At 43.7% G+C, this 19,567-nt stretch carries 19 protein-coding genes; 13 read left to right on the top strand and 6 right to left on the bottom strand.

Annotated elements, in window-relative coordinates; translation table 11 throughout:
• Positions 1-3 precede the first annotated feature (3 nt).
• The 8 genes from NT010_13600 to NT010_13635 all read left to right on the top strand — a co-directional run bounded on the left by NT010_13600 (position 4) and on the right by NT010_13635 (position 7,871).
• Positions 4-774, top strand: coding sequence for an ATP-binding cassette domain-containing protein (locus tag NT010_13600; protein MCX5807073.1), 771 nt, complete (start codon positions 4-6; stop codon positions 772-774).
• Positions 749-1,732: a glycosyltransferase family 2 protein gene (locus tag NT010_13605; GenBank protein ID MCX5807074.1), complete on the top strand. Its 984-nt coding sequence runs from the start codon at positions 749-751 to the stop codon at positions 1,730-1,732. The genes NT010_13600 and NT010_13605 overlap by 26 nt, the downstream gene beginning before the upstream one ends.
• A 420-nt stretch (positions 1,733-2,152) precedes the next feature.
• Positions 2,153-4,093 carry a tetratricopeptide repeat protein gene (locus NT010_13610; GenBank protein ID MCX5807075.1) on the top strand — a complete coding sequence of 647 codons (1,941 nt, stop codon included), beginning with the start codon at positions 2,153-2,155 and terminating at the stop codon, positions 4,091-4,093.
• A gap of 113 nt (positions 4,094-4,206) precedes the next feature.
• A complete protein-coding gene (locus NT010_13615) occupies positions 4,207-4,779 on the top strand; it encodes a flavin reductase family protein (GenBank protein ID MCX5807076.1) in 573 nt (190 codons plus the stop codon).
• A 55-nt stretch (positions 4,780-4,834) separates the two neighbouring features.
• A complete protein-coding gene (locus NT010_13620; protein ID MCX5807077.1) occupies positions 4,835-5,008 on the top strand; it encodes a redoxin domain-containing protein in 174 nt (57 codons plus the stop codon).
• Entirely contained in the window at positions 4,977-5,729 is a 753-nt protein-coding gene (locus NT010_13625) for an ABC transporter ATP-binding protein (protein ID MCX5807078.1), read from the top strand. Before NT010_13620 ends, NT010_13625 begins: the two co-directional genes overlap by 32 nt.
• A complete protein-coding gene (locus tag NT010_13630; GenBank protein MCX5807079.1) occupies positions 5,726-6,535 on the top strand; it encodes an ABC transporter permease in 810 nt (269 codons plus the stop codon). Before NT010_13625 ends, NT010_13630 begins: the two co-directional genes overlap by 4 nt.
• 145 nt (positions 6,536-6,680) lie before the next feature.
• Entirely contained in the window at positions 6,681-7,871 is a 1,191-nt protein-coding gene (locus NT010_13635; GenBank protein ID MCX5807080.1) for a pyridoxal phosphate-dependent aminotransferase, read from the top strand.
• Positions 7,872-8,001: 130 nt separating this feature from the next.
• On the opposite strand, the gene NT010_13640 is transcribed toward NT010_13635, so the two are convergent.
• The gene (locus NT010_13640; protein MCX5807081.1) at positions 8,002-8,880 is read right to left on the bottom strand and encodes a dihydropteroate synthase; all 879 of its coding nucleotides are present in this window, start codon (positions 8,878-8,880) and stop codon (positions 8,002-8,004) included.
• 359 nt (positions 8,881-9,239) lie between these two features.
• Here NT010_13640 and NT010_13645 point away from each other — a divergent pair, with 359 nt between their 5' ends.
• Complete coding sequence (locus NT010_13645; GenBank protein ID MCX5807082.1) at positions 9,240-11,114, top strand: ASKHA domain-containing protein; 1,875 nt, start codon at positions 9,240-9,242, stop codon at positions 11,112-11,114.
• Positions 11,115-11,120: 6 nt separating this feature from the next.
• On the opposite strand, the gene NT010_13650 is transcribed toward NT010_13645, so the two are convergent.
• From NT010_13650 to NT010_13660, 3 genes are read right to left on the bottom strand one after another with little or no spacing between them, the layout of a single operon-like run.
• Positions 11,121-11,822: a DUF1638 domain-containing protein gene (locus NT010_13650; protein ID MCX5807083.1), complete on the bottom strand. Its 702-nt coding sequence runs from the start codon at positions 11,820-11,822 to the stop codon at positions 11,121-11,123.
• On the bottom strand, positions 11,786-12,448 hold the full coding sequence (locus tag NT010_13655; protein ID MCX5807084.1) for a cobalamin-dependent protein: 663 nt from the start codon (positions 12,446-12,448) through the stop codon (positions 11,786-11,788). Before NT010_13655 ends, NT010_13650 begins: the two co-directional genes overlap by 37 nt.
• 7 nt (positions 12,449-12,455) lie before the next feature.
• Complete coding sequence (locus NT010_13660) at positions 12,456-13,214, bottom strand: GntR family transcriptional regulator (protein MCX5807085.1); 759 nt, start codon at positions 13,212-13,214, stop codon at positions 12,456-12,458.
• A gap of 298 nt (positions 13,215-13,512) precedes the next feature.
• Between NT010_13660 and NT010_13665 the strand changes: the two genes are divergently transcribed.
• From NT010_13665 to NT010_13680, 4 genes are all read left to right on the top strand, one after another.
• Positions 13,513-14,142, top strand: a complete 630-nt coding sequence (locus NT010_13665; GenBank protein ID MCX5807086.1) for a cobalamin-dependent protein — start codon at positions 13,513-13,515, stop codon at positions 14,140-14,142.
• A 4-nt stretch (positions 14,143-14,146) separates the two neighbouring features.
• Positions 14,147-15,484 (top strand): uroporphyrinogen decarboxylase, encoded by a 1,338-nt coding sequence (locus NT010_13670; GenBank protein ID MCX5807087.1) that lies wholly within the window; start codon positions 14,147-14,149, stop codon positions 15,482-15,484.
• Between the two features lie 212 nt (positions 15,485-15,696).
• Entirely contained in the window at positions 15,697-16,500 is an 804-nt protein-coding gene (locus NT010_13675; protein MCX5807088.1) for a dihydropteroate synthase, read from the top strand.
• A gap of 468 nt (positions 16,501-16,968) precedes the next feature.
• Positions 16,969-18,006: a hypothetical protein gene (locus NT010_13680; protein MCX5807089.1), complete on the top strand. Its 1,038-nt coding sequence runs from the start codon at positions 16,969-16,971 to the stop codon at positions 18,004-18,006.
• Between the two features lie 37 nt (positions 18,007-18,043).
• Here the strand turns inward: NT010_13680 and NT010_13685 are convergent, their stop codons facing one another.
• The gene (locus NT010_13685) at positions 18,044-18,976 is read right to left on the bottom strand and encodes a J domain-containing protein (GenBank protein MCX5807090.1); all 933 of its coding nucleotides are present in this window, start codon (positions 18,974-18,976) and stop codon (positions 18,044-18,046) included.
• Between the two features lie 84 nt (positions 18,977-19,060).
• A complete protein-coding gene (locus NT010_13690) occupies positions 19,061-19,474 on the bottom strand; it encodes an NUDIX hydrolase (GenBank protein MCX5807091.1) in 414 nt (137 codons plus the stop codon).
• Positions 19,475-19,567: the final 93 nt, after the last annotated feature.

The following is a 19,567-nucleotide window of genomic DNA, read 5'->3' on the forward strand; positions in this document are numbered from 1 at the left end:
GCTATGGTTGCCCTGGAAGTTCGTGAGATTAACAAAAGCTTTTTTATCCCCACGGTAAAACTGGATACCGTTCGGGAACACATTCTCAAAAGTTTAAAATTGAGAAAATATTTAAAAGAGGGTCGGGAACTCAGGGTTTTGAGCGGCGTGAGCTTTTCCATAGAAGCCGGTGAAACATTGGGGATCATGGGCAGAAATGGGTCCGGGAAAAGCACATTGCTTAAAATCATCACAGGCATATACCAGCCGGACCGGGGGACAGTTAAATGTGCCATGCCGATTACACCGATTCTGGATCTGGGCGTGGGTTGGAATCAGGAGCTGGATGCAATTGACAACATTTATCTGTTGGGTACTGTGATGGGCCTGACGCTCCGCGAGTTGAAAACCGCCAAAGACGAAATTCTGGAGTTTGCGGACCTGCAGGAGTTTTCGCGGCTTGAGCTTAAGCATTATTCGTCGGGAATGGCCATGCGACTTGCCTACTCTGTTGCCTTTCGGGCGGTCCGTGGTCTGCTTATTCTCGATGAAGTGTTTGCTGTAGGGGACATGGAATTTAAAGAGCGATGCTACAAGCGATATGAAGAGATTCGTCAGGCTGGTCATACAGTGCTGATGGTCAGTCACAATCCTCTTGATATCGAGCGATTTTGCGACCGAGCCATTCTTATCGAAGGAGGCAAGATCGTTCAGGCAGGAAGCGGGCAGGAGATCGCCCGCGCCTATGTTCGCTCATTGACCGGTGAAAATGTCAATAACGATTATAATCATTAACTGGAATAGTGGGGAGTTGCTGACAGAATGCTTGCGACGCCTCAAAGCACAGACTATTCAGCCGGAGCGTGTGCTGGTGGTGGACAATACCAGTGCTGACGACTCCTTGATCAATGCCGGGAAATTTGCCAAAAACGTTACCGTGCTTCGAATGAATACCAACCTCGGCTTTGCTGCCGGCAACAACCACGCTTTAGCAAAGTGCGACACCGAGTTTGTGGCCATGCTTAACCCCGATGCCTTTCCGGAGATCGACTGGCTCGAGCGTTTGCTTGAGGCGGCTCATACCTATCCGGGAGTGGCCGCATTTGGCTCCAGGCAATTATGCCATGACAATCCTGAAGTTCTGGACGGCATCGGCGACAACTATCACATAAGCGGGTTGGCCTGGCGTGAGTGTTATGGAATGCGGCAACAGTTGCGAGACCTTGTTTCGCAGGAGATATTTTCACCCTGTGCAGCAGCAGCCCTGTATCGGCGGCAGGCTTTAGTAGATGCCGGCGGGTTTGACGAGGATTTTTTTTGCTATCTGGAGGATGTGGACCTTGGCTTCCGCCTGCGCCTATCAGGGCATAAAGCCATATATGTGCCGGATGCTGTGGTTCATCATGTGGGCTCAGCATCCACAGGGGGGGAGTTGAGTGATTTTGCTGTTTATCATGGGTTTCGAAACCCGGTATGGGTATTTATCAAGAACATGCCCGGTATCCTGTTTTGGCTGCTGCTGCCTCTGCACATTGCTCTCAATTTGGTGTCTATCCTACTGTTTTCAATGCGGGGTCAGAGTGGAGTGATCCTCAAAGCAAAGAAGGACGCATTTCTTGGCATTTCCCGTATGTGGCGGAAGCGGCGCAACATCCAAAAGAACCGCGTCGCCTCCATCGGTACGGTATGGAAAGCTTTGGACAAACGGATCTTTATTCCGGTTCAAACGCATGTTAGAAGGGTAAAATGTTAAAGTGCCAGTTGGAACACAGCTGCGATTTCATGCAGTATAATTTCTCTTATTTCGGACATGAAAAGAAACTATTCCCGGGAAAGTCGATAGCAATAGCATGTATTCCCTTATCCATATCGAAATCTATCTTTTTCACTGTCCACGGCGGCTTCTGATTGAGAGCCTTTTCAAACAATGAGATATCGTAAGATCCATAGTTATGCTATCCTTTCTATTTAATACCAATTCGGATTCATACATAGAACGAGGCGACGACAACGAGCCGACGCAGGCGTACTTCCAGTACGTCGAGGAGCGCGAGGAGGAGGCAACAAAGTTATATGATTGAAGGCGAATTGGTATAAGGTATGAAGCAGTATATCTCATATTACCAACTCAATGTGAGAAAGAGCCGGAAACAAAAACCGGCTATGCTAACTAATGATGAATATTAGCCCAGATATTAATAAAAAATATAATCTTTTATTTATTTTTATTATCTTAATAGCAGGAGCTATTGCCTATTCCAATTCTTTTGACTGCTCGTTTCATTTTGATGACGAAAGGGTTTTAGACAGCAGTATTAAGACATATTCCACGAGCATCAATGAAGTGATTCGTATCAACCCCACCCGCCCAATAGGTATGCTCACATTTGCCATTAACTACAATATCCACAGATTTGATGTCCGTGGATACCATCTGGTCAATCTGATAATTCACCTGATAAACGCACTTTTAGTCTGGCAGCTGACCTCTATTACCTTTTCCACTCCGGTCATGAAAGATGCGCCAATCAGCAGAAACAAGACCATAATTGCCTTTTTGACCGGTTTACTTTTTGTAACCCATCCGCTGGCCACGCAGTCGGTTACATACATATCTCAACGTTTCACCTCGCTGGCAACATTATTTTACTTTTTATCTTTGATTTTATTTATCAGGGGAAGGCTCCGGCAGGGGAATAAGGGGATCGCTCTGTTTTTATTCGGTTCTTCACTTTTATCCGCTGTTTGCGGCATACTGACCAAAGAGATTGTCTTTACTCTGCCTTTTGCTGTTATTTTGTATGATTACTGTTTTTTTAAAACCTTTCCATGGAAGTTGGAAGCTAACGATAAAATCCTCTTCTTTTCTTTTATTATTCTGGTAATCTTTATCTTCTTTTTGTTCAGGCATTTTTCGCTGAAAATATTCGATATTGTCCCGCCTGATCATGGATATTCATATGCCATATCAATGAAAGAATATTTTCTTACACAGTTCAGAGTAATCCTGACCTATATACGGCTTTTCCTTCTGCCTGTTAATCAGAATCTGGATTATAATTATCCGGTATCTGCCGGTTTTTTTCAGTTAAAGACTTTTTTCAGTTTTTTGGTATTGCTGGGAATTTTATCTGCCGGTGTTTTGCTATTTAAAAGATACAGATTGATTTCTTTCGGGATATTCTGGTTTTTCCTGACTTTGTCCGTGGAATCAAGTATTATTCCGATTTCTCAGGATGTGATTTTTGAGCACCGCACCTATCTTTCGGGATTTGGTTTTTTTCTTGTCCTGACTGGAGTGTCATTTTATTTTATCAGAGAAAAACATCTTGGAATTGTCTTGATTCTTATCCTGATGATTGCCGTTCAATACACGGCACTGACATACCAGCGCAACAAAATATGGAAGGATGATTACACGCTGTGGGGTGATTGCATTAAAAAATCACCGGATAAGGCAAGGGTGAATCACAGTTTTGGTATTGCTCTGTCTCATATTAAAGGAAATGCCCGGGAAGCTATTTATTATCATAACAAGTCCATCAGTCTGAGTAAGAATTATGCCGAACCTTATGACGGCAGGGGTTTTGCTTATTATATGCTTGGTCAGTATCAGCGTGCTGTTGAGGATTACAATGAGGCCATTCGATTGAAGCCGCATATGGCTGAACTTTACAACAACAGGAGCTTTAGTTACTTAGCGCTTGGTCAGTATCAGCGTGCTGTTGAGGACTACAATAAAGCCATTCGATTGAAGCCGCATATGGTCGAACCCTACAACAACAGGGGCTTTGTTTACTACATTCTTGGTCAGTATCAGCGTGCCATTGAGGACTACAATAAAGCCATTTCTCTGAGACCGGATTATGCCGATTACTACAACAACAGGGGAAATACTTACGCTGAAATAGGACAGTATCAACATGCGTTTGAAGACTTTAATAAAGCCATACACCTGAGACCGGACTATGCCGGAGCCTACTACGATAACAGAGGAATGACCTATTTTAAACAAGGCAATAAGGAGCTTGGCTGTCGCGATGCACGAAAAGCATGCGAATTAGGAAATTGTAAAGCATTGGAAGTCGCTAAAGGCAAGGGAGACTGCCAATAAATAAAAACCTGGCGGGGCAAAAGGGTATGTGTAATAAAACTTCCTTGACAAAAAACTGACCGATACATAAGATTTAAACGAATAAATTCAAATAATTCATAAAGGAGGATATTATGGCAAAAATTGAATTAGGCAGCGACCGCTTACTTTTATCCTACCCGATGCCCTGTGCAATTGTTGGAGCAAAAGTTGAAGAAAAAGTAAATTATATTACGATAGCCTGGTTAAGTATGGTAAATCCTGCGCCGCCATATCTGGCCCTTGCAATGAATAAGAACCATTATACAAATACCGGGATAAAAGCCAACGGGACCTTCAGCGTCAATATTCCATCTTCTGATCTGGTTGAGAAGACTGATTATTGCGGTATTGTTTCGGGCCGGAAGTTCGACAAGTCCGTTGTCTTCGAGACATTCTACGGCAAACTTGAAACAGCGCCGATGATCAGGGAATGCCCCTTTAACGTCGAATGCAGGCTGGTGCAGACAGTTAATCTGCCTGCCGAAGATCTTTTCATCGGAGAAATTGTCGCAGCCTATTGCGATGATAAATGCCTCACCGAAGGCGTACCTGATTTGAGCAAAATAAACCCCTTTGTTCTTATCATGTCAGAAAGGAAGTACCGGGGACTCGGGCAGGATGTGGGTGCGGCCTGGGAGATGGGAAGGAAACTGATAAATAAATAGATTTTCAAGGAAAAATCACAGGCAATGAACAAATGGTGCATCCGGGGAGACAACAATGAAACTGAAAAAAGACGACAAAGCACCATCCTTTGAATTATACGACCAGGATAACAGAATAGTAAAACTTATTGATTTCGAGGGGCATAAATTGCTTCTTTATTTTTATCCGAAGGCCCTCACATTTTTAACAGGTAGTTATGGCAGACAGATCAATATTAGGAATCAATAATCTCACCAAGCATTACGGTGCAATTAAAGCCGTTGATGACGTTTCCCTTGAGGTCAACCCCGGTGAAATAGTCGGCCTTCTGGGTCCCAACGGGGCAGGGAAGACCACAATCATCAACATGATTCTTGGCATTCTCAAGCCCACGAGCGGATCTGTAGTGATATTGGGAAAGGATATTAAAAATCACCGGTCTGAAGTAAGCTCAAAAATGAATTTTGCCGCTGTTTATGCGCACCTGCCTGCAAATCTCACTGTTCGACAAAACCTTCTTGTCTTTGGCATGTTATATGGACAAAAAAACCTGAAAGAAAAAATATCGCTTTTTTTACAGGACTTCGGTCTGCAGAAATTTGCCGATACTAAAGCAGGACTGCTCTCTTCGGGAGAGACCAGCCTTCTAAGTCTTGCCAAAGCTGTTATTAACAATCCCAGTCTGCTTTTACTCGACGAACCCACGGCTTCACTTGACCCGAGCATAGCCCGTGTTATTCGTGAAAAGACAAAATCTTATGCAGTCAGTACCGGCGCAGCAATACTCTGGACATCACATAATATGAGCGAAATTGAGGCTGTCTGCGACAGAGTCCTTTTTCTCTCGCACGGCAAAATCCTTCTCAGCGGCAATCCAACAACCCTTCCTGAACAATACGGAAAGAAAAACCTGGAAGAACTTTTTATTGCCGTTGCCCGCGAGCCTCTACGTCTGGAACAAACTTTATGAACCTTGCAAGAATCAAGGCCATTTTTCTCAGACAGTTGTTTCTGTTCAAAAGCAATCCAACAAGACTGGCCGGAATTTTTCTGTGGCTTGTCATCGATATTGTACAGTGGGGTTTCATAAGCAAATACCTCGGCTCTTTAGGAAAAGACACCTTCAGTTTTATTACCGTAATTCTCGGTGCAATAATCCTTTGGGAGTTTGCAACACGTATTCAGCAGGGGATTATGATGGCTTTTTTGGAAGACATCTGGACGCAGAATTTTTTGAATTTTTTTGCTTCACCTCTTACAATACTGGAATATCTCGGCGGACTGGTTTTGACAAGCATAACAACCGGTATGGCCGGTTTCGGCACCATAGCTTGTATTGCAGGTATGTTTTTCGGTTATAATGTACTGAAGATTGGCCTGCTGTTATTGCCTTTTATGCTTATACTACTTATATTTGCCGTTGCCATGGGGGTTTTTGTATCTGCCATGATTTTCCGTCTCGGTCCTTCCGCGGAATGGCTTGGCTGGCCTATACCACTCATTATTTCAATTTTTGCAGGGGTTTATTATCCTGTCTCAACCCTTCCTGAGTCTATAAGAGGTATTGCAAGAATAATCCCGCCGGCATATGTTTTTGAAAGCTTGAGGAGAGTGCTCTACCCGGGTGTTTTGGGAGACAAGTTTATGCCGGATCTTCTTGTTGGTACTGTACTTGCGTTATTATACCTTGTTGCAGCATCCTTCTATTTTGTCAAAGTATACCAAAGGAACCTGATTACCGGAAGTATCGCCCGCTTTAATGCCGAATCACTTTAGAATGATTTTAACTACCTGTCAACCATTCAACTAATTTGATTGACAGCGATATCGTGAATATTGTAAATAGTATCGTTCTGCCCTTGGTCAGAAAGAAGTAACACAACGATGATAGATATATAAATGAATCAAAGGAGGCTTCAATATGTTATCAAAAAGAGCAGAAATGTTGAAACCATCACCGACATTGGCAATTACCGCAAAGGAAAAGGCTCTCAAAGCAGAGGGTCTGGATATTGCCGGGTTCGGGGCAGGAGAACCGGATTTTGATACTCCGGACCATATAAAACAGGCGGGGATAAAGGCTATTAATGATAATTTCACGAGATATACCCCTGCAACCGGAATTGATCCATTGAAGGACGCTGTCATTGAAAAATTTAAAAGAGATAATGATCTTGTATATAAACGGGATGAGGTCATAATATCCTGCGGCGGCAAACATACCCTGTACAATCTTTTTCAGACAATATTTCAGGAAGGCGACGAAGTGCTGATACCTGTTCCTTACTGGGTTTCATACCCTCCTATGGTTGAGCTTGCAGGGGCAAAGCCGGTGTTTGTAGAAACATATGAGAATGAAGATTATCAACTTACAGATGAGATGCTGAAGAAATATATAAATAAAAATACAAAAGGGATAGTCCTTAATTATCCTTCAAACCCTGTCGGTTCAATCTTTTATCGAGAAAATTTGGAAAAGATCGGGAAACTGGCAGTTGAAAATGACTTTTATATTATCTCCGATGAGATTTATGAAAAGCTTGCCTATGATGAATATGTCCACATGAGCATTGCATCGATGGATCCTTCTTTTAAAGAAAAAACCATCATCTGCCACGGCGTTTCAAAAACATATGCAATGACGGGGTGGAGAATCGGTTTTGCTGCCGGTCCGGCGCCAGTCATAAAGGCAATGGGCAATATCCAGAGCCAGAGCACGTCCAATCCCACATCAATTGCGCAGGTTGCCGCAGTTGCAGCCTTGAACGGTCCGCAGGATAGTATTGCCTTAATGGTAAAAGAGTTTAAAAAAAGACGGGACTATCTTGTGAATGAATTGAGAGGCATAGACGGAGTGACCTGCTACAGCCCAGGCGGTGCCTTTTATGTATTCCCCAATTTTAATACCATACTCGGTAAAAATTATAAGGGCAAGGTAATCGAAAACTCTTCGGTATGGACAGAAGTGCTGCTCGAAGGATTTCACACGGCAGTGGTGCCGGGAGTCGAATTCGGTAAAGAGGGCTATATAAGGCTGTCCTTTGCAACATCCATGGAAGTTATCCAAAAAGGAGTAGAGAGAATAAAACATGCAGTTTCATTGCTTAAATAGTGGTAAGTGAAGCTATTAAGCTATTATATTAGATATATATAACAAAATATTAAAGTAATATCTTAATAAAAAACCATATCCTATTGATACTAAAGTAAATATAGATATGGTTTTTTATTTATGATGTGTTTTAAAGCTCTAACCACGAATCAGAATACAGAGTCTGACCGAGAAGTACTCTTGTGGTTTTCACGTAATTCATCTCTTCTTTTGAAAACTTTGAAATATCAATTTCCTCCCCGTCCATTACTTTGTGCACAAGTGCTTCGAGTTCAGGCCTTTTACCTTTTACGATAGCCCTCAGTTCCGTATCAAAGGCATCGACGATTGCCGAATAAATACCGTATCGCTTTATCATAATGAGATAAGTTCTGTTGAGAATCCCCCTGAGGTTGTTGGGCGTCCCGTTTGATACATTAGAAAGTCCGCAGGTTGACTTGGAAGAAGGCGAAAGGTCGGGGAGCATCATGACAAATTCAGTGCAGCCCTGTAGCTGAGCCTGCTGAGTGTTGATAGGCAGTACAATAGGGTCGAACCATATATCTTCTTCTTTTAAGTCGTACCCTGCTGCTTCTGCCATAATCTGAGCGGCAAGTAACCCTCTTTCATTTGAATCCCTTGGAATACCTTCCGGTCCGAGGGTGAGCCCGATAAAATAAGCGCCGTATTGTTTTGCCAGGGGCATAAGGGCTGCCATTCTTTCGGGCCGTGCGGAAATAGAGTTAATTAATGCCTTACCCTTGTGTGCCCGCAACCCGGCCTCTATGGCTTCTATATTCATAGTGTCCAGAGAAAGAGGGATGTCAGTTACCTCCTGCACTGTTTTTACAACCCACTCCATAAGTTCAGGCCCTTCTTTACGGGCAGGCCCGAGATTTATGTCTATCAAATCCATACCGGCCTCAGTTTGAGCTTTTGCCATGGCCCTGATGGGTACAGGGTCTCTTTGCTTCAGAGCTTCCCCGATTTTTTTAGACATGACATTAAGGTTTTCCCCTATAAGTTTCATCATTATCTCCTCTTTCTAATTTGGTCCAATGCACTATGCAAGATCTATGGTAACATATAATATATAAAAGCGTGTCGAGACGCAACATTTTGTATTTCTGTAAATGAGACTCCATCATGTGGCAAGGATGTTGCATTTTAGTAAAGTTACGATGACATCTTCTTCTGAAGCTTAAGAAACTTCAAAAACAACAGGTAAAGGTTATAAGACATTGAAATTATGGATTGTGTTATAAGTATTTTAAAGGAACTATTGAATTAATCCGGGATAGAACTTATTCTTCAAGTGGCGGGTCATGTCTTATTGACCCTTGAGAATCAGGATGTTAGACTGAATGGATATGCTAAAGGCGGTAATAGATGCAAGTTGATTTTGAACCCATTGGAAAGCGTGTGATATGCGAAGGTGGAACGACGCTGCTCGAGGCGGCACAGAAGGCAGGTGTGATGCTGACGGCAATATGCGGCGGCGAAGGTTCCTGCGGAAGGTGTATTGTGCGAGTAATGGAGGGGGATGTCTCGCCCCCGACAGTCAGCGAAAAGTTGTTATTGGGCGACGATTCAACTCTTGATCTGCGACTGGCCTGTCAGACCAGAATCGTAGGCGATGTGCGTGTCCATGTCCCACCGGACTCCCTGGTATCGGCACAGCGCATTCAGACTGAAGGACAGATGCCTGTTATTGAAATGCATCCGGCCGTGCGTGCCATTGATGTTTGTATCGAGACGCCCTCCATGTCTGATCCACGTTCTGATGCAAGACGATTGGTGGACGCATTGGAATGTCATATATCCGGGGCTGATGATAATCGCATGTGCATTGATATACAGGCGATGCGTGATATGCCTGTAGATTTACGCGCATGGAATTGGCAGGCCTGTGCATTTGTGCGAGACCCCGAAAGCCCTAAGATCGCTGTTGACCCGGCTGACAGGTGTAATAACGACAACCCCGCAGGCACGAAGCTGCTGCCTGAGGTAATCGCCTTGCGTCCTGCCGGCACAGTACCCCTGGGACTGGCAGTTGACATCGGAACGACCAAGATTGCTGCGTACCTTGTTGACTTGGTAAGCGGGGACATACTGGCGTCAATGGGGGCAATGAACCCGCAGATTGCCTATGGTGAAGACGTGATAGCTCGTATTAATCATGCAGTCAGTAAACAAGATGGAGCACGGCAACTGGCTGAAGCTGTTGTTGAAGCAATAAACGGCCTGTCGGATGATCTCTGTGCACATGCCGGACGTAACGCGGCAGATATTGCAGACGCGGTTTTTGTCGGCAACACAGCAATGCACCACATATTTCTGGGCTTACCTGTCAGGCAGCTGGGGCTGGCTCCGTATGTTCCAGCATGCACTGACCCCATCGATGTTAAGGCACGGGAAGTTGGACTTAAATTTGCCTCAGGCGCCTATATTCATTTACTGCCCAACATTGCCGGGTTTGTGGGTGCGGACCATGTTGCAATGCTGCTTGCAACAGAACTGGCAGAACATGACGGCGTCGTGTTGGGTATAGACATCGGCACCAACACTGAAATCAGCTTGCGTGCCCGTGGACGACATTTAACATGTTCAACGGCATCCGGTCCGGCTTTTGAAGGTGCGCACATCCGCCATGGTATGCGTGCCGCACCAGGAGCTATTGAAAAAGTAATGATCCGTGATGGACATGTGTACTTCAGAACTGTTGACAATGCGCCGCCTGTTGGATTGTGTGGCTCAGGTATCCTTGACGTAATGGCGCAATTATTGCGTGCAGGCATACTTGATAAGCGCGGCGGCATGAAAGATCATCCTCTTGTCAGACGTGGAAATGCCGGTGCTGAGTTTATCGTTGTATCTGGTGAAGAAAATAATGGAAGCGAAATTAGCTTCAGCCGTTCAGATGTTACAGAGATTCAATTAGTCAAAGCAGCGATTCGTGCAGGAATTCACATCCTGTTAAATCATGCTGATGTTTCTGAAGCAGACATTGACGAGGTAATTATTGCCGGGGCCTTCGGGACATATCTTGATGTGCAGAGCGGCATTGACATAGGCATGTTCCCTTCTGTAGATCGTTATCGTTTTCGGCAGGTGGGCAATGCTGCAGGTGCAGGCGCATGTATGGCCCTTCTTTCGGTTGTAGAGCGCGAACATGCAGCACGGATAGCGAAGCAGATCGAATATGTTGAATTAAGCTCTGAAAAAGGATTTCAGTCTGAATTTACGCGTGCATTGTTTTTTTAAACGCAGCTAAGAATTGGGAAAAAAGTCTTCGAACCTTATGGATTGACCCGGCTTGACAACAATGAACTCATCATCCCAGGGTCCGTTAAGTATTTTATTTACCATGATTGTCGATCCTTCGATCTCTTCGTACCTCAATCCGAATCGCTGAGCGGTGTTGCGCGCATATTCCCGATAAGATTCCATAGAATGCTGTCCTGTATTAATGAGTGCGAGACGCTTATAGTTGTTTAGCATAAGATGCATTATCCGATCAGCGTGTTTTTGGCCACGGCTTGCCACCATGCGTTCATACTCGGAGAAGGGGCTCTCGCCCACCTCAATCCAGCCTTTAGTAAGGTAATATGTTCCCGGCTCAGACCTGGACTGCTGGTGGTAGGCTGAGCATGAGCCAAGAAAAATAGCAATGCAGTCATCTACACGCGGCACAACCAGCGTACAGTTTTTTGAGTGTAATCCAATTACACCCTGTGAACAAAGTCCATAGCCCAGGATAATAGTATCGAACTGGCCTTCTGATTCATTAATGGTATCCTGAAGTGCCTGGCGAAGTTTGGAGGGATTTACATGGAGGCCGAAATCAAGAATCCTGTATTCCACATCAGGCGGCAACAGAGGTAACATCTCTTCAATAACAGTGGCACAGGCTATGACTAACTTTCTTGTTTTGGTTATTGCAAATTTGTTTTCTGTACAATGCGCTGACAAATCCGCACTCCCTCCATAGCGTCAGTAACCCAGAAATCTGCACCGACAAAACGACAGATCTCCTCGCTTAATGTACTCCCGCCGATAATAATAGGTATAGCAGTTTGCCTTGATATACTGTGCTCTTTTATCAAATGTGTCGTTTCTCTCATGCTTTCATAGGCAACTGATACCAGTCCTGAAAGACCAATGATATCGGGGGGATTTTTTTGTATATTTTCAATAAATTTTTGCGGCGGCACATCTATGCCGAGGTCTTCAACGGTAAATCCATAACAACGAAGAGCCAGTTCAACAATATCTTTGCCGATGTCGTGAATATCGCCCTGAACCGTTCCCAGCAAAACTCTCCCCGAAGCATTGCCCACTAAGCGTTGTTCCATAGAGGGTTGACTGATTGCCATTACTTCACGAAAGATCTCTCCGGCCATGATAAATGCAGATAAGTAATACTCCCGCTTCTCATAACGTTCGCCTACCAGTCGCATAGCATGTTCGCAGTCCTGAATAATGTCCAGCGGATCCTGCCCTTTATCCAGTAAGTGCCGGACGGCCTTAAGGACATAAGTTTCATCAAGGTCAGCGAGATGTGCGATCAGTTCTTTTCTGCTATTTTTTTCTGTCATATCTCTCCTAAAGATCGGCGCCGGCGCCAATATAAGTTGTGAGCTTGAAATAATCAGCCCGACAGATAAACCCTCCCCAACTTACAAGTTGGTCATTGAAATCATAGAAAAAATGCTCAAGGTAAAATGCTGCTGTTCCAACAGGAATTTTAAGCTGTTCGGACTCTTCCTCTCTGATATTGACCGGTTCAATAGTCAGATGACCTCGACTCAACCCTCCGCTGCTTTGTCCCTGCAGCAAACCCTCCAATAATGTTATCTGGAGCTGTGCCTCCAACAGAGGACGTTTAGGATCGTAGACCACATATTCACGGTGATACATGGTCGGTACATTTTCATTTAATACAAGCCTCCTCAAATAGACGGTTCGCTCACCGGGTGCAATAGCCAGTTTACGGGCCACGCGTTCGTCAGCAGACACTATACGTGCCTCCAATAACCGAACGGTTGTACTATCCCCCTGAGACCAGTTATTCTTTAATTCCTGGAGCCGGAAAACTGCCTCGCCAATGTTGAGAGATTTGACAAATGTGCCCTTTCCCTGGGTGGCGCTGACAAATCCTCTTTCAACAAGGATGTTTATGGCACGACGTACGGTCATGGGACTGATGTTATATTGTGTGCAGAACTGGGCTTCTGCAGGCAGTTGATCGCCTGAGCGTAAAATGCCTGAGGCAATCTGCTCGCTTACAATGCGCACGAGCTGCATATAGGCAGGTTCATAGGAGCTGCGGTCAATGATTTTAGTCTTGGTATCCTGGTTCATTAAGGTACCGGTTTCCTTTTAATAAATTTATATATATAAATATAGAGCATTATGCTTGACAATTTATATATATAATATACAATATAAAAAAATATAGGTCAAGAGGAACGGAAAAACGTTATATTGTCCCGATATACACAAACATAGCACTTGACAGATAAGAAGTTTTTTCAGTTTTATCTTTTTGTCCGACAACGTTGATATGCTCGAGAACGCTGAATCAAGGGGGTGACAAGAGAGGCAAAAGTATTTACTACTGAATACTGAAGAACCTAATTTAAAGTGAGGAGGTAAAGGCATGGCCGAAGATATGGTTAACGCGTTAGCTGATTTAAAAGAAGATGAAGTTTTAAAAATGGTTCAGGACAGATTGAATGCCGGCGAAGAGCCGCTAAAAATTCTTGATGATGCAAGACGTGCACTGGAAATTGTTGGAGAACGTTTTGCTGCCGGCGAGTATTTCATACCCGATCTGCTATATTCCGGCGAGATACTGAAAGGTATCACTGCTATAGTTAAACCGGAACTATCGAAGACAACTGAAGCAAAAAAACTGGGTAAGATTGTTTTTGGCACTGTTGCAGGCGACATACATGATATTGGCAAAGACATTGTAGCTTTTATGCTTGATGTAAATGGTTTTGAGGTTTATGACCTTGGAGTTGATGTTCCTGTGCCGACATTTGTGGAGAAAATAAAGGAAACCGGCGCCACTATTGTTGGTTTAAGCGGGTTCTTAACACTGGCCTTTGATTCGATGAAACAGACAATACAAGCCATAAAAGATGCAGGTTTGAGAGATAAAGTAAAGATTATGATTGGTGGCGGTCAGATTGATGAACAGGTAAGAGGCTATGTTGGGGCAGATGCATATGGGAAAGATGCTATCGAAGCCGTAAATCTGGCAAAATCCTGGATAGGGGGGTAAGTCAATGGAGAAGAAATGGGAAGAGATGTCAGCAGCAGAAAAGAGAGCATCGAGATTTGAAACATGGCTGGCTGCCACAGGTATCGAGTTTCAGAACGCTGAGGCTGAAGCCAACTTTAAAGCAGCCGTCACAAGATTTAAGGACATCGTACTCATGGAAAAGGTTCCGGACAGGGTGCCTGTGCTGCCTTTCGGAATATTTATGCAAACCAACTTATATGGTGTAACGCCATATGAATCAATGTACGATACTGACAAAATGCTTTCAACTCAAGCAAGCTTTATTAAGGATTATGGGCCTGACTATTATACTACACCAGCCCTTGTCGGTTACGGAAAAATCTTTGATATTCTTGATTATAAACAGTACAAGCTGCCGGGACATGGGATCTCGGAAAAATCTGCCTACCAGTACGTGGAAGGCGAATACATGCTGGCAGAGGAGTACCCGTTACTCATCAATGATCCAACAGATTTCTGGATCAGATGCCTGATGCCTCGCGTTTACGGAGCACTCGATCCATTGAAAATGATTACCCCCTTTACTGATAATTGGGAGGTAGTAACAGTCTCGGCACAAATGATACCCTTTGGTATCCCACCGGTTCAGAACGCCTTAAAGGCGCTATTGGAAGCAGGAAATGAGGCCATGGCATGGATACAGAAAGTTATAGGCTTTGAGATGCAAGCCAGGGGTATGGGCTGCCCAGGTTGTTTTGGAGGCGCAACAAAAGCTCCCTTTGATATTCTCGGGGACACCCTGAGGGGGACACGCGCTGCAATGATGGACATGTATCGGCGTCCGGACATGGTTTTGAAAGCTGTTGAAAGGCTCACGCCCCTTGCTATCAGCCAGGGTGTGAGAGGTGCAACGATGCAGGGCTGTCCGGTTGTGTTTATCCCTCTACATAAGGGTGCTGACGGGTTTATGTCGGATGCACAGTTCAGAGAATTTTACTGGCCTACTTTAAAGGCAGTTATCCTTGGGCTGGCAGCCGAGGGGTGCGTGCCCTTCCTGTTCTGTGAGGGGTCATACAACACTCGGCTTGAGTATCTGAAGGAACTCCCGGAGACCTCCTGTATGTGGGTATTTGATCGCACAGATATGGCTGTAGTGAAAGAAAAGATTGGAAAGAAGTTATGCATTGGCGGAAACATTCCATCAGGGTTGCTGCTGACCGGCACCGCTGACGATGTAAGGGCATATTGCAAAAACCTTATCGATATAGCAGGAAAAGGCGGCGGATATCTTATGTGCACAGGGACAGCTATGGATGAAGGTAAAGCCGAGAATGTCCACGCAATGATTGATTTCACAAAAGAATATGGGGTATACAAATAAAAAATGGGGTAGGGACCCTGATACCGGAGGAGAGACTATGATATATAAGACGATCAGGTCTCTCCTCGCTGTAGTTTAAAATACCCCTTGTTATCTTGTCAGTGTGAAACCCCCTAATTTATGTCATAAACATGTTGGGCAGCATTGGTGGGATTAATTTGATGACAATTGTTTTTTTGCTTTTTACTGAATAAATTATAAAGGAAGGATATATGCAAATCATCGGAGAAAAAATCAATGGTACGCGCACGCAGGTCCGTACTGCCATAGTCAACAGAGATGTAGAATTTATTAAAAGCCTTGCAAAAGATCAGGTCAACGCAGGAGTGGACTTACTGGATGTGAATGCCGGTACGACTCCGGACAGGGAACCCGATGATTTAGTCTGGTTAGTGACGATGGTGCAGGAAGCAGTCGATGTCCCTTTGTGTATAGACAGCACCAACGTTGTTGCTTTAACCGAAGCGTTAAAGTATGCAAGGCAGGTGCCGATGATCAATTCTATAAGCGGTGACCCTGAACGGTTGGAAAATATGCTTCCTATTGTTGCAAAGCATAATTGTGCAGTCATTGCATTGGCTCTTGACGAATCAGGTATTCCGAAAAGCGTAGAAGACCGCATGAAGGTATTAAAAAGGGTTTTCAATGCTACTCGTGATGCAGGAATATCCGACGAAAAGATTTATACAGACCCTTTGATTATGACTATCGGCACTGATACACGGGCTGGATTGATAGCGTTGGAATCGATGAGGGCTATTAAGAGGGAGTATCCTAAAGCACACATAACAAGCGGTCTGAGTAACATATCATTTGGTTTGCCGGGCCGTGCCTTAATTAACAGAACTTTTCTGACATTGGCACTGGAAGCCGGTCTTGATTCTGCCATAATGGACCCTACGAACCAGGGTCTTCGTGAATCTCTGCTTGTATCAGAACTTTTATTGGGAAAGGATTCCTTCTGCAGGAAATATACACAAGCCTTCAGAGCAGGTTTGATAGCAAAAAACAAATAAGTATTATGCAAGAAAAAAGATTGCAACAGCAGATTTTTAAATGGATTTCCAGAAAGTGTTCACATGAACTATGCCGGAAGATGCCCTGAAGACTATTGAAGCAAAATTAGCTGAATTTTCAATAGGACCGAAGTTTTGACGAGTTCTTTCTCGTTATTATCATAACCCGTATTAATACTGCCATTAGCCCATATTTTCGATTAAATTAAGTATAGGTGTCGGTCCGCCAATGATATATCCTGGATTATTTAGTGCGGCCATTATTTCGTTGACACAGAAGGCCGCCGGTTGTATAATTCCCGACATAGAAGGAGTGTTTCCCGTAATATTTCCAAAATGAAAAGATACTATTTTTTCTATCAGGCATTGATCTGCATTGCCCCAGTGCTATTGTTGATCCTTTTCCATAAACCTGTTATTGCGTTTTCTCCAGTAACAGACACTCCAATATCTGTCAATGATGCCGCAATGAAGCTGGTGCAATTTTGTGTTGAACCAAAAGCAGGTCTTGACGAACAAGCTGTTGCCGTCCTCGTAGACTATGTTCTTGGTTCGAAGCAAAGCAAGGAATATGCTTTACCGAAATCCATGGACAGTACCGGGGCTTATTTTGAATTTGACACAAAAATATCTTTCCCCCGATTTATAGAATATTCATATCACCCCTTTATCCCGCCAGTGGTCACAAGACCGTCTTCTCTTCGGTATTCTATCTGGACAAACTCCCGAGGTGAATCTCAGAAGTTGCCGAACAGTTGGAAGCCGGTTCCTTCCGGTGGAGTTCCGGTTGTTATTCACGGCATACAGCATGAATCAGACACACCAGACCTCAATACCGGCATCTACCATGAATACGATTTGAAACGAACTTTTATCTTACTCAATTACAAAGGACGACAGGTAATGGTCTCCGTATCAAAACAGATCAGTAAATCCAATGTAGGAAAAAAAGGGATTATTCTGGGCAATGACAATAGCTGGAACTACTACTACTCTGGAGAACCGGGTTCTGCAAGAACAGGTCTTGGATGGGTCAAATCATATATTTACGATTTTTTTTCAGTTGGTGTCTATGTAGAATCAGGTGCTGCGCCTGTCATGGTCAGGACCGGTGTTTTCCAGTGGTTACGCGCCGGCTGGTCAGGAATAAATTTTGTTAAACCAAATCATATTATTGAAGGGTTAAGACGCTTTTCGCGTGACTGCAGAATGAACCTTGAATCCCCTCGTATGCCTGCTCCGAACCAGATAGCTTCCGTCTACGAATGGCTTTCTAATATGCCGGCAGAAGATTTAAACAAAAAATATGCTTCCCTACAGCAGGAGCAGCGGTCTTTGGCTGTCCAGACAGGTAAAATCAGCAAGCCTGAATCAGATGAACAAATTTCTTTTGCCGCCAATATACCAAAAGAGCAGATGCTTCAAGAGCTTATGCTGGAATACCTCAAAAAAATATTTGGAAAACCAACATTGTTCGGCATGAACTTGAGCGATACCGGAACATAAGACTATATCCCTTAAAAACTGTTGTTATAAAATAAATTCAAGGTCCCTCTTCGACAAGCAAAGGGTCCTGTTTGCTATTATACCATCTTACCACCCGTCCGGCTTCAAAATCGACGTATGAGAATCCATAGCTCCACCTGCTTCCTGAAATTTGTGTCGGAGTCCCCTGTATTGCCAGTACATCGTCCGTTGTAGAGCCTAATGTAAAGTATTCTTTTTGTATGTCAGGTGTCTTGAGGGGCGCCATCTTGATATGCAGGGGTTCAAGCTTGCTGTTATACCATCTTACCACCCGTCCGGCTTCAAAATCGACGTATGAGAATCCATAGCTCCACCTGCTTCCTGAAATTTGTGTCGGAGTCCCCTGTATTGCCAGTACATCGTCCGTTGTAGAACCTAATGTAAAATATTCTTTTTTTGCTAATATATTGTTTTTCATTTTAGTAGTAGTTGTTTTGACTGAAGGTTTACCATGAACCGCTGGTTTTACGGTTGATGGTTCAACGACATCGGATTTGGAAGATTTTATCTGATCCGGCATTAAAATAGCGGGGGATGTATTGGACTCAGGCCGTTTATTTAGATGGATTATTACGATAATTGTCAGTATGACCAAAACACAAATTACCGTAATCCATGCTAAAAGACTATAATCTTTGGCGTTGGTTCCGGTATTGCCAATCTGTGCCTCAGGATATTGCTCAGCAATTACTTCTTCCTGTGTTGCATCTGGATAAAGATGTGTGTCTAAAGTGTTATTCTTGTTTTCATAAAAGGATAATAGCTTTTCATAAGCGATATTTATTTCTTTGAGTTTTTCGGTTGCTTTTTTCTGTAAGCGGGGGTTTTCAATAAATCGGTCAGGATGCCAAACCCTGGCCAGGTCCTTATATGCCTGTTTCGTCTCTTCAAGTGAAGCATGTATGGAAATTCCGAGAACCTGAAAATATTTCTTAATCAGTGGATCCAATTTATTCCCTGTACTTGAATATGTTTCCTTTTTTTAAAGCAGTAGACTTATTATACATTATGGTGTTATTCGTATGACGATTCTTTAATCCGGTTTTTTATTTGTTCGAATATATGTAAAATAATCCAGGATAATTTGAGGGTGATCAAAGGCGATATTCACGGGTAATTCATTTTCAGAAAATGCTTCTGCTTTTTTTGCATCATCCTTCCCCTGAAGATCACCTTGTCCATTACCGATGAATACCACTGAAACGGTGTGGAAACGGGGGTCTCTGCCAGGTTTTGAGTAAACATGGAATTGTTCGGTTAATGTTACATCAAGGGATGTTTCTTCCTTTGCCTCCCTAATTGCCGCATATTCAACAGATTCACCGATTTCAACGAACCCTCCAGGGAGTGCCCATCCCGGCGGAGGGTTTTTTCGTTCAACAAGGACAATCCCTCCTTTATATCGAATAATTATATCAACGGTCAACAAAGGGGTTTTTAAATCCATTATTACTCTTTTTCAAGGACTTGCGTCCGTTTTTTTATATAGTTTGTTATTCATAGCGTTAAAGAAATGCATTGTCCTTAATAAAATACACAA

Source organism: Pseudomonadota bacterium (assembly GCA_026388275.1).
Classification (GTDB): domain Bacteria; phylum Desulfobacterota; class Syntrophorhabdia; order Syntrophorhabdales; family Syntrophorhabdaceae; genus JAPLKB01.

Bases quoted from the DNA above. Each gene is read 5' to 3' on its own strand.
- NT010_13675 (MCX5807088.1), top strand. From the start codon at position 15,697: ATGCAAATCATCGGAGAAAAAATCAATGGTACGCGCACGCAGGTCCGT.
- NT010_13615 (MCX5807076.1), top strand. From the start codon at position 4,207: ATGGCAAAAATTGAATTAGGCAGCGACCGCTTACTTTTATCCTACCCG.
- NT010_13630 (MCX5807079.1), top strand. From the start codon at position 5,726: ATGAACCTTGCAAGAATCAAGGCCATTTTTCTCAGACAGTTGTTTCTG.
- NT010_13620 (MCX5807077.1), top strand. From the start codon at position 4,835: ATGAAACTGAAAAAAGACGACAAAGCACCATCCTTTGAATTATACGAC.
- NT010_13665 (MCX5807086.1), top strand. From the start codon at position 13,513: ATGGCCGAAGATATGGTTAACGCGTTAGCTGATTTAAAAGAAGATGAA.
- NT010_13625 (MCX5807078.1), top strand. From the start codon at position 4,977: ATGGCAGACAGATCAATATTAGGAATCAATAATCTCACCAAGCATTAC.
- NT010_13680 (MCX5807089.1), top strand. From the start codon at position 16,969: ATGAAGCTGGTGCAATTTTGTGTTGAACCAAAAGCAGGTCTTGACGAA.
- NT010_13660 (MCX5807085.1), bottom strand. From the start codon at position 13,214: ATGAACCAGGATACCAAGACTAAAATCATTGACCGCAGCTCCTATGAA.
- NT010_13690 (MCX5807091.1), bottom strand. From the start codon at position 19,474: ATGGATTTAAAAACCCCTTTGTTGACCGTTGATATAATTATTCGATAT.
- NT010_13600 (MCX5807073.1), top strand. From the start codon at position 4: ATGGTTGCCCTGGAAGTTCGTGAGATTAACAAAAGCTTTTTTATCCCC.
- NT010_13610 (MCX5807075.1), top strand. From the start codon at position 2,153: ATGATGAATATTAGCCCAGATATTAATAAAAAATATAATCTTTTATTT.
- NT010_13655 (MCX5807084.1), bottom strand. From the start codon at position 12,448: ATGACAGAAAAAAATAGCAGAAAAGAACTGATCGCACATCTCGCTGAC.
- NT010_13605 (MCX5807074.1), top strand. From the start codon at position 749: ATGTCAATAACGATTATAATCATTAACTGGAATAGTGGGGAGTTGCTG.
- NT010_13645 (MCX5807082.1), top strand. From the start codon at position 9,240: ATGCAAGTTGATTTTGAACCCATTGGAAAGCGTGTGATATGCGAAGGT.
- NT010_13640 (MCX5807081.1), bottom strand. From the start codon at position 8,880: ATGAAACTTATAGGGGAAAACCTTAATGTCATGTCTAAAAAAATCGGG.
- NT010_13670 (MCX5807087.1), top strand. From the start codon at position 14,147: ATGGAGAAGAAATGGGAAGAGATGTCAGCAGCAGAAAAGAGAGCATCG.
- NT010_13635 (MCX5807080.1), top strand. From the start codon at position 6,681: ATGTTATCAAAAAGAGCAGAAATGTTGAAACCATCACCGACATTGGCA.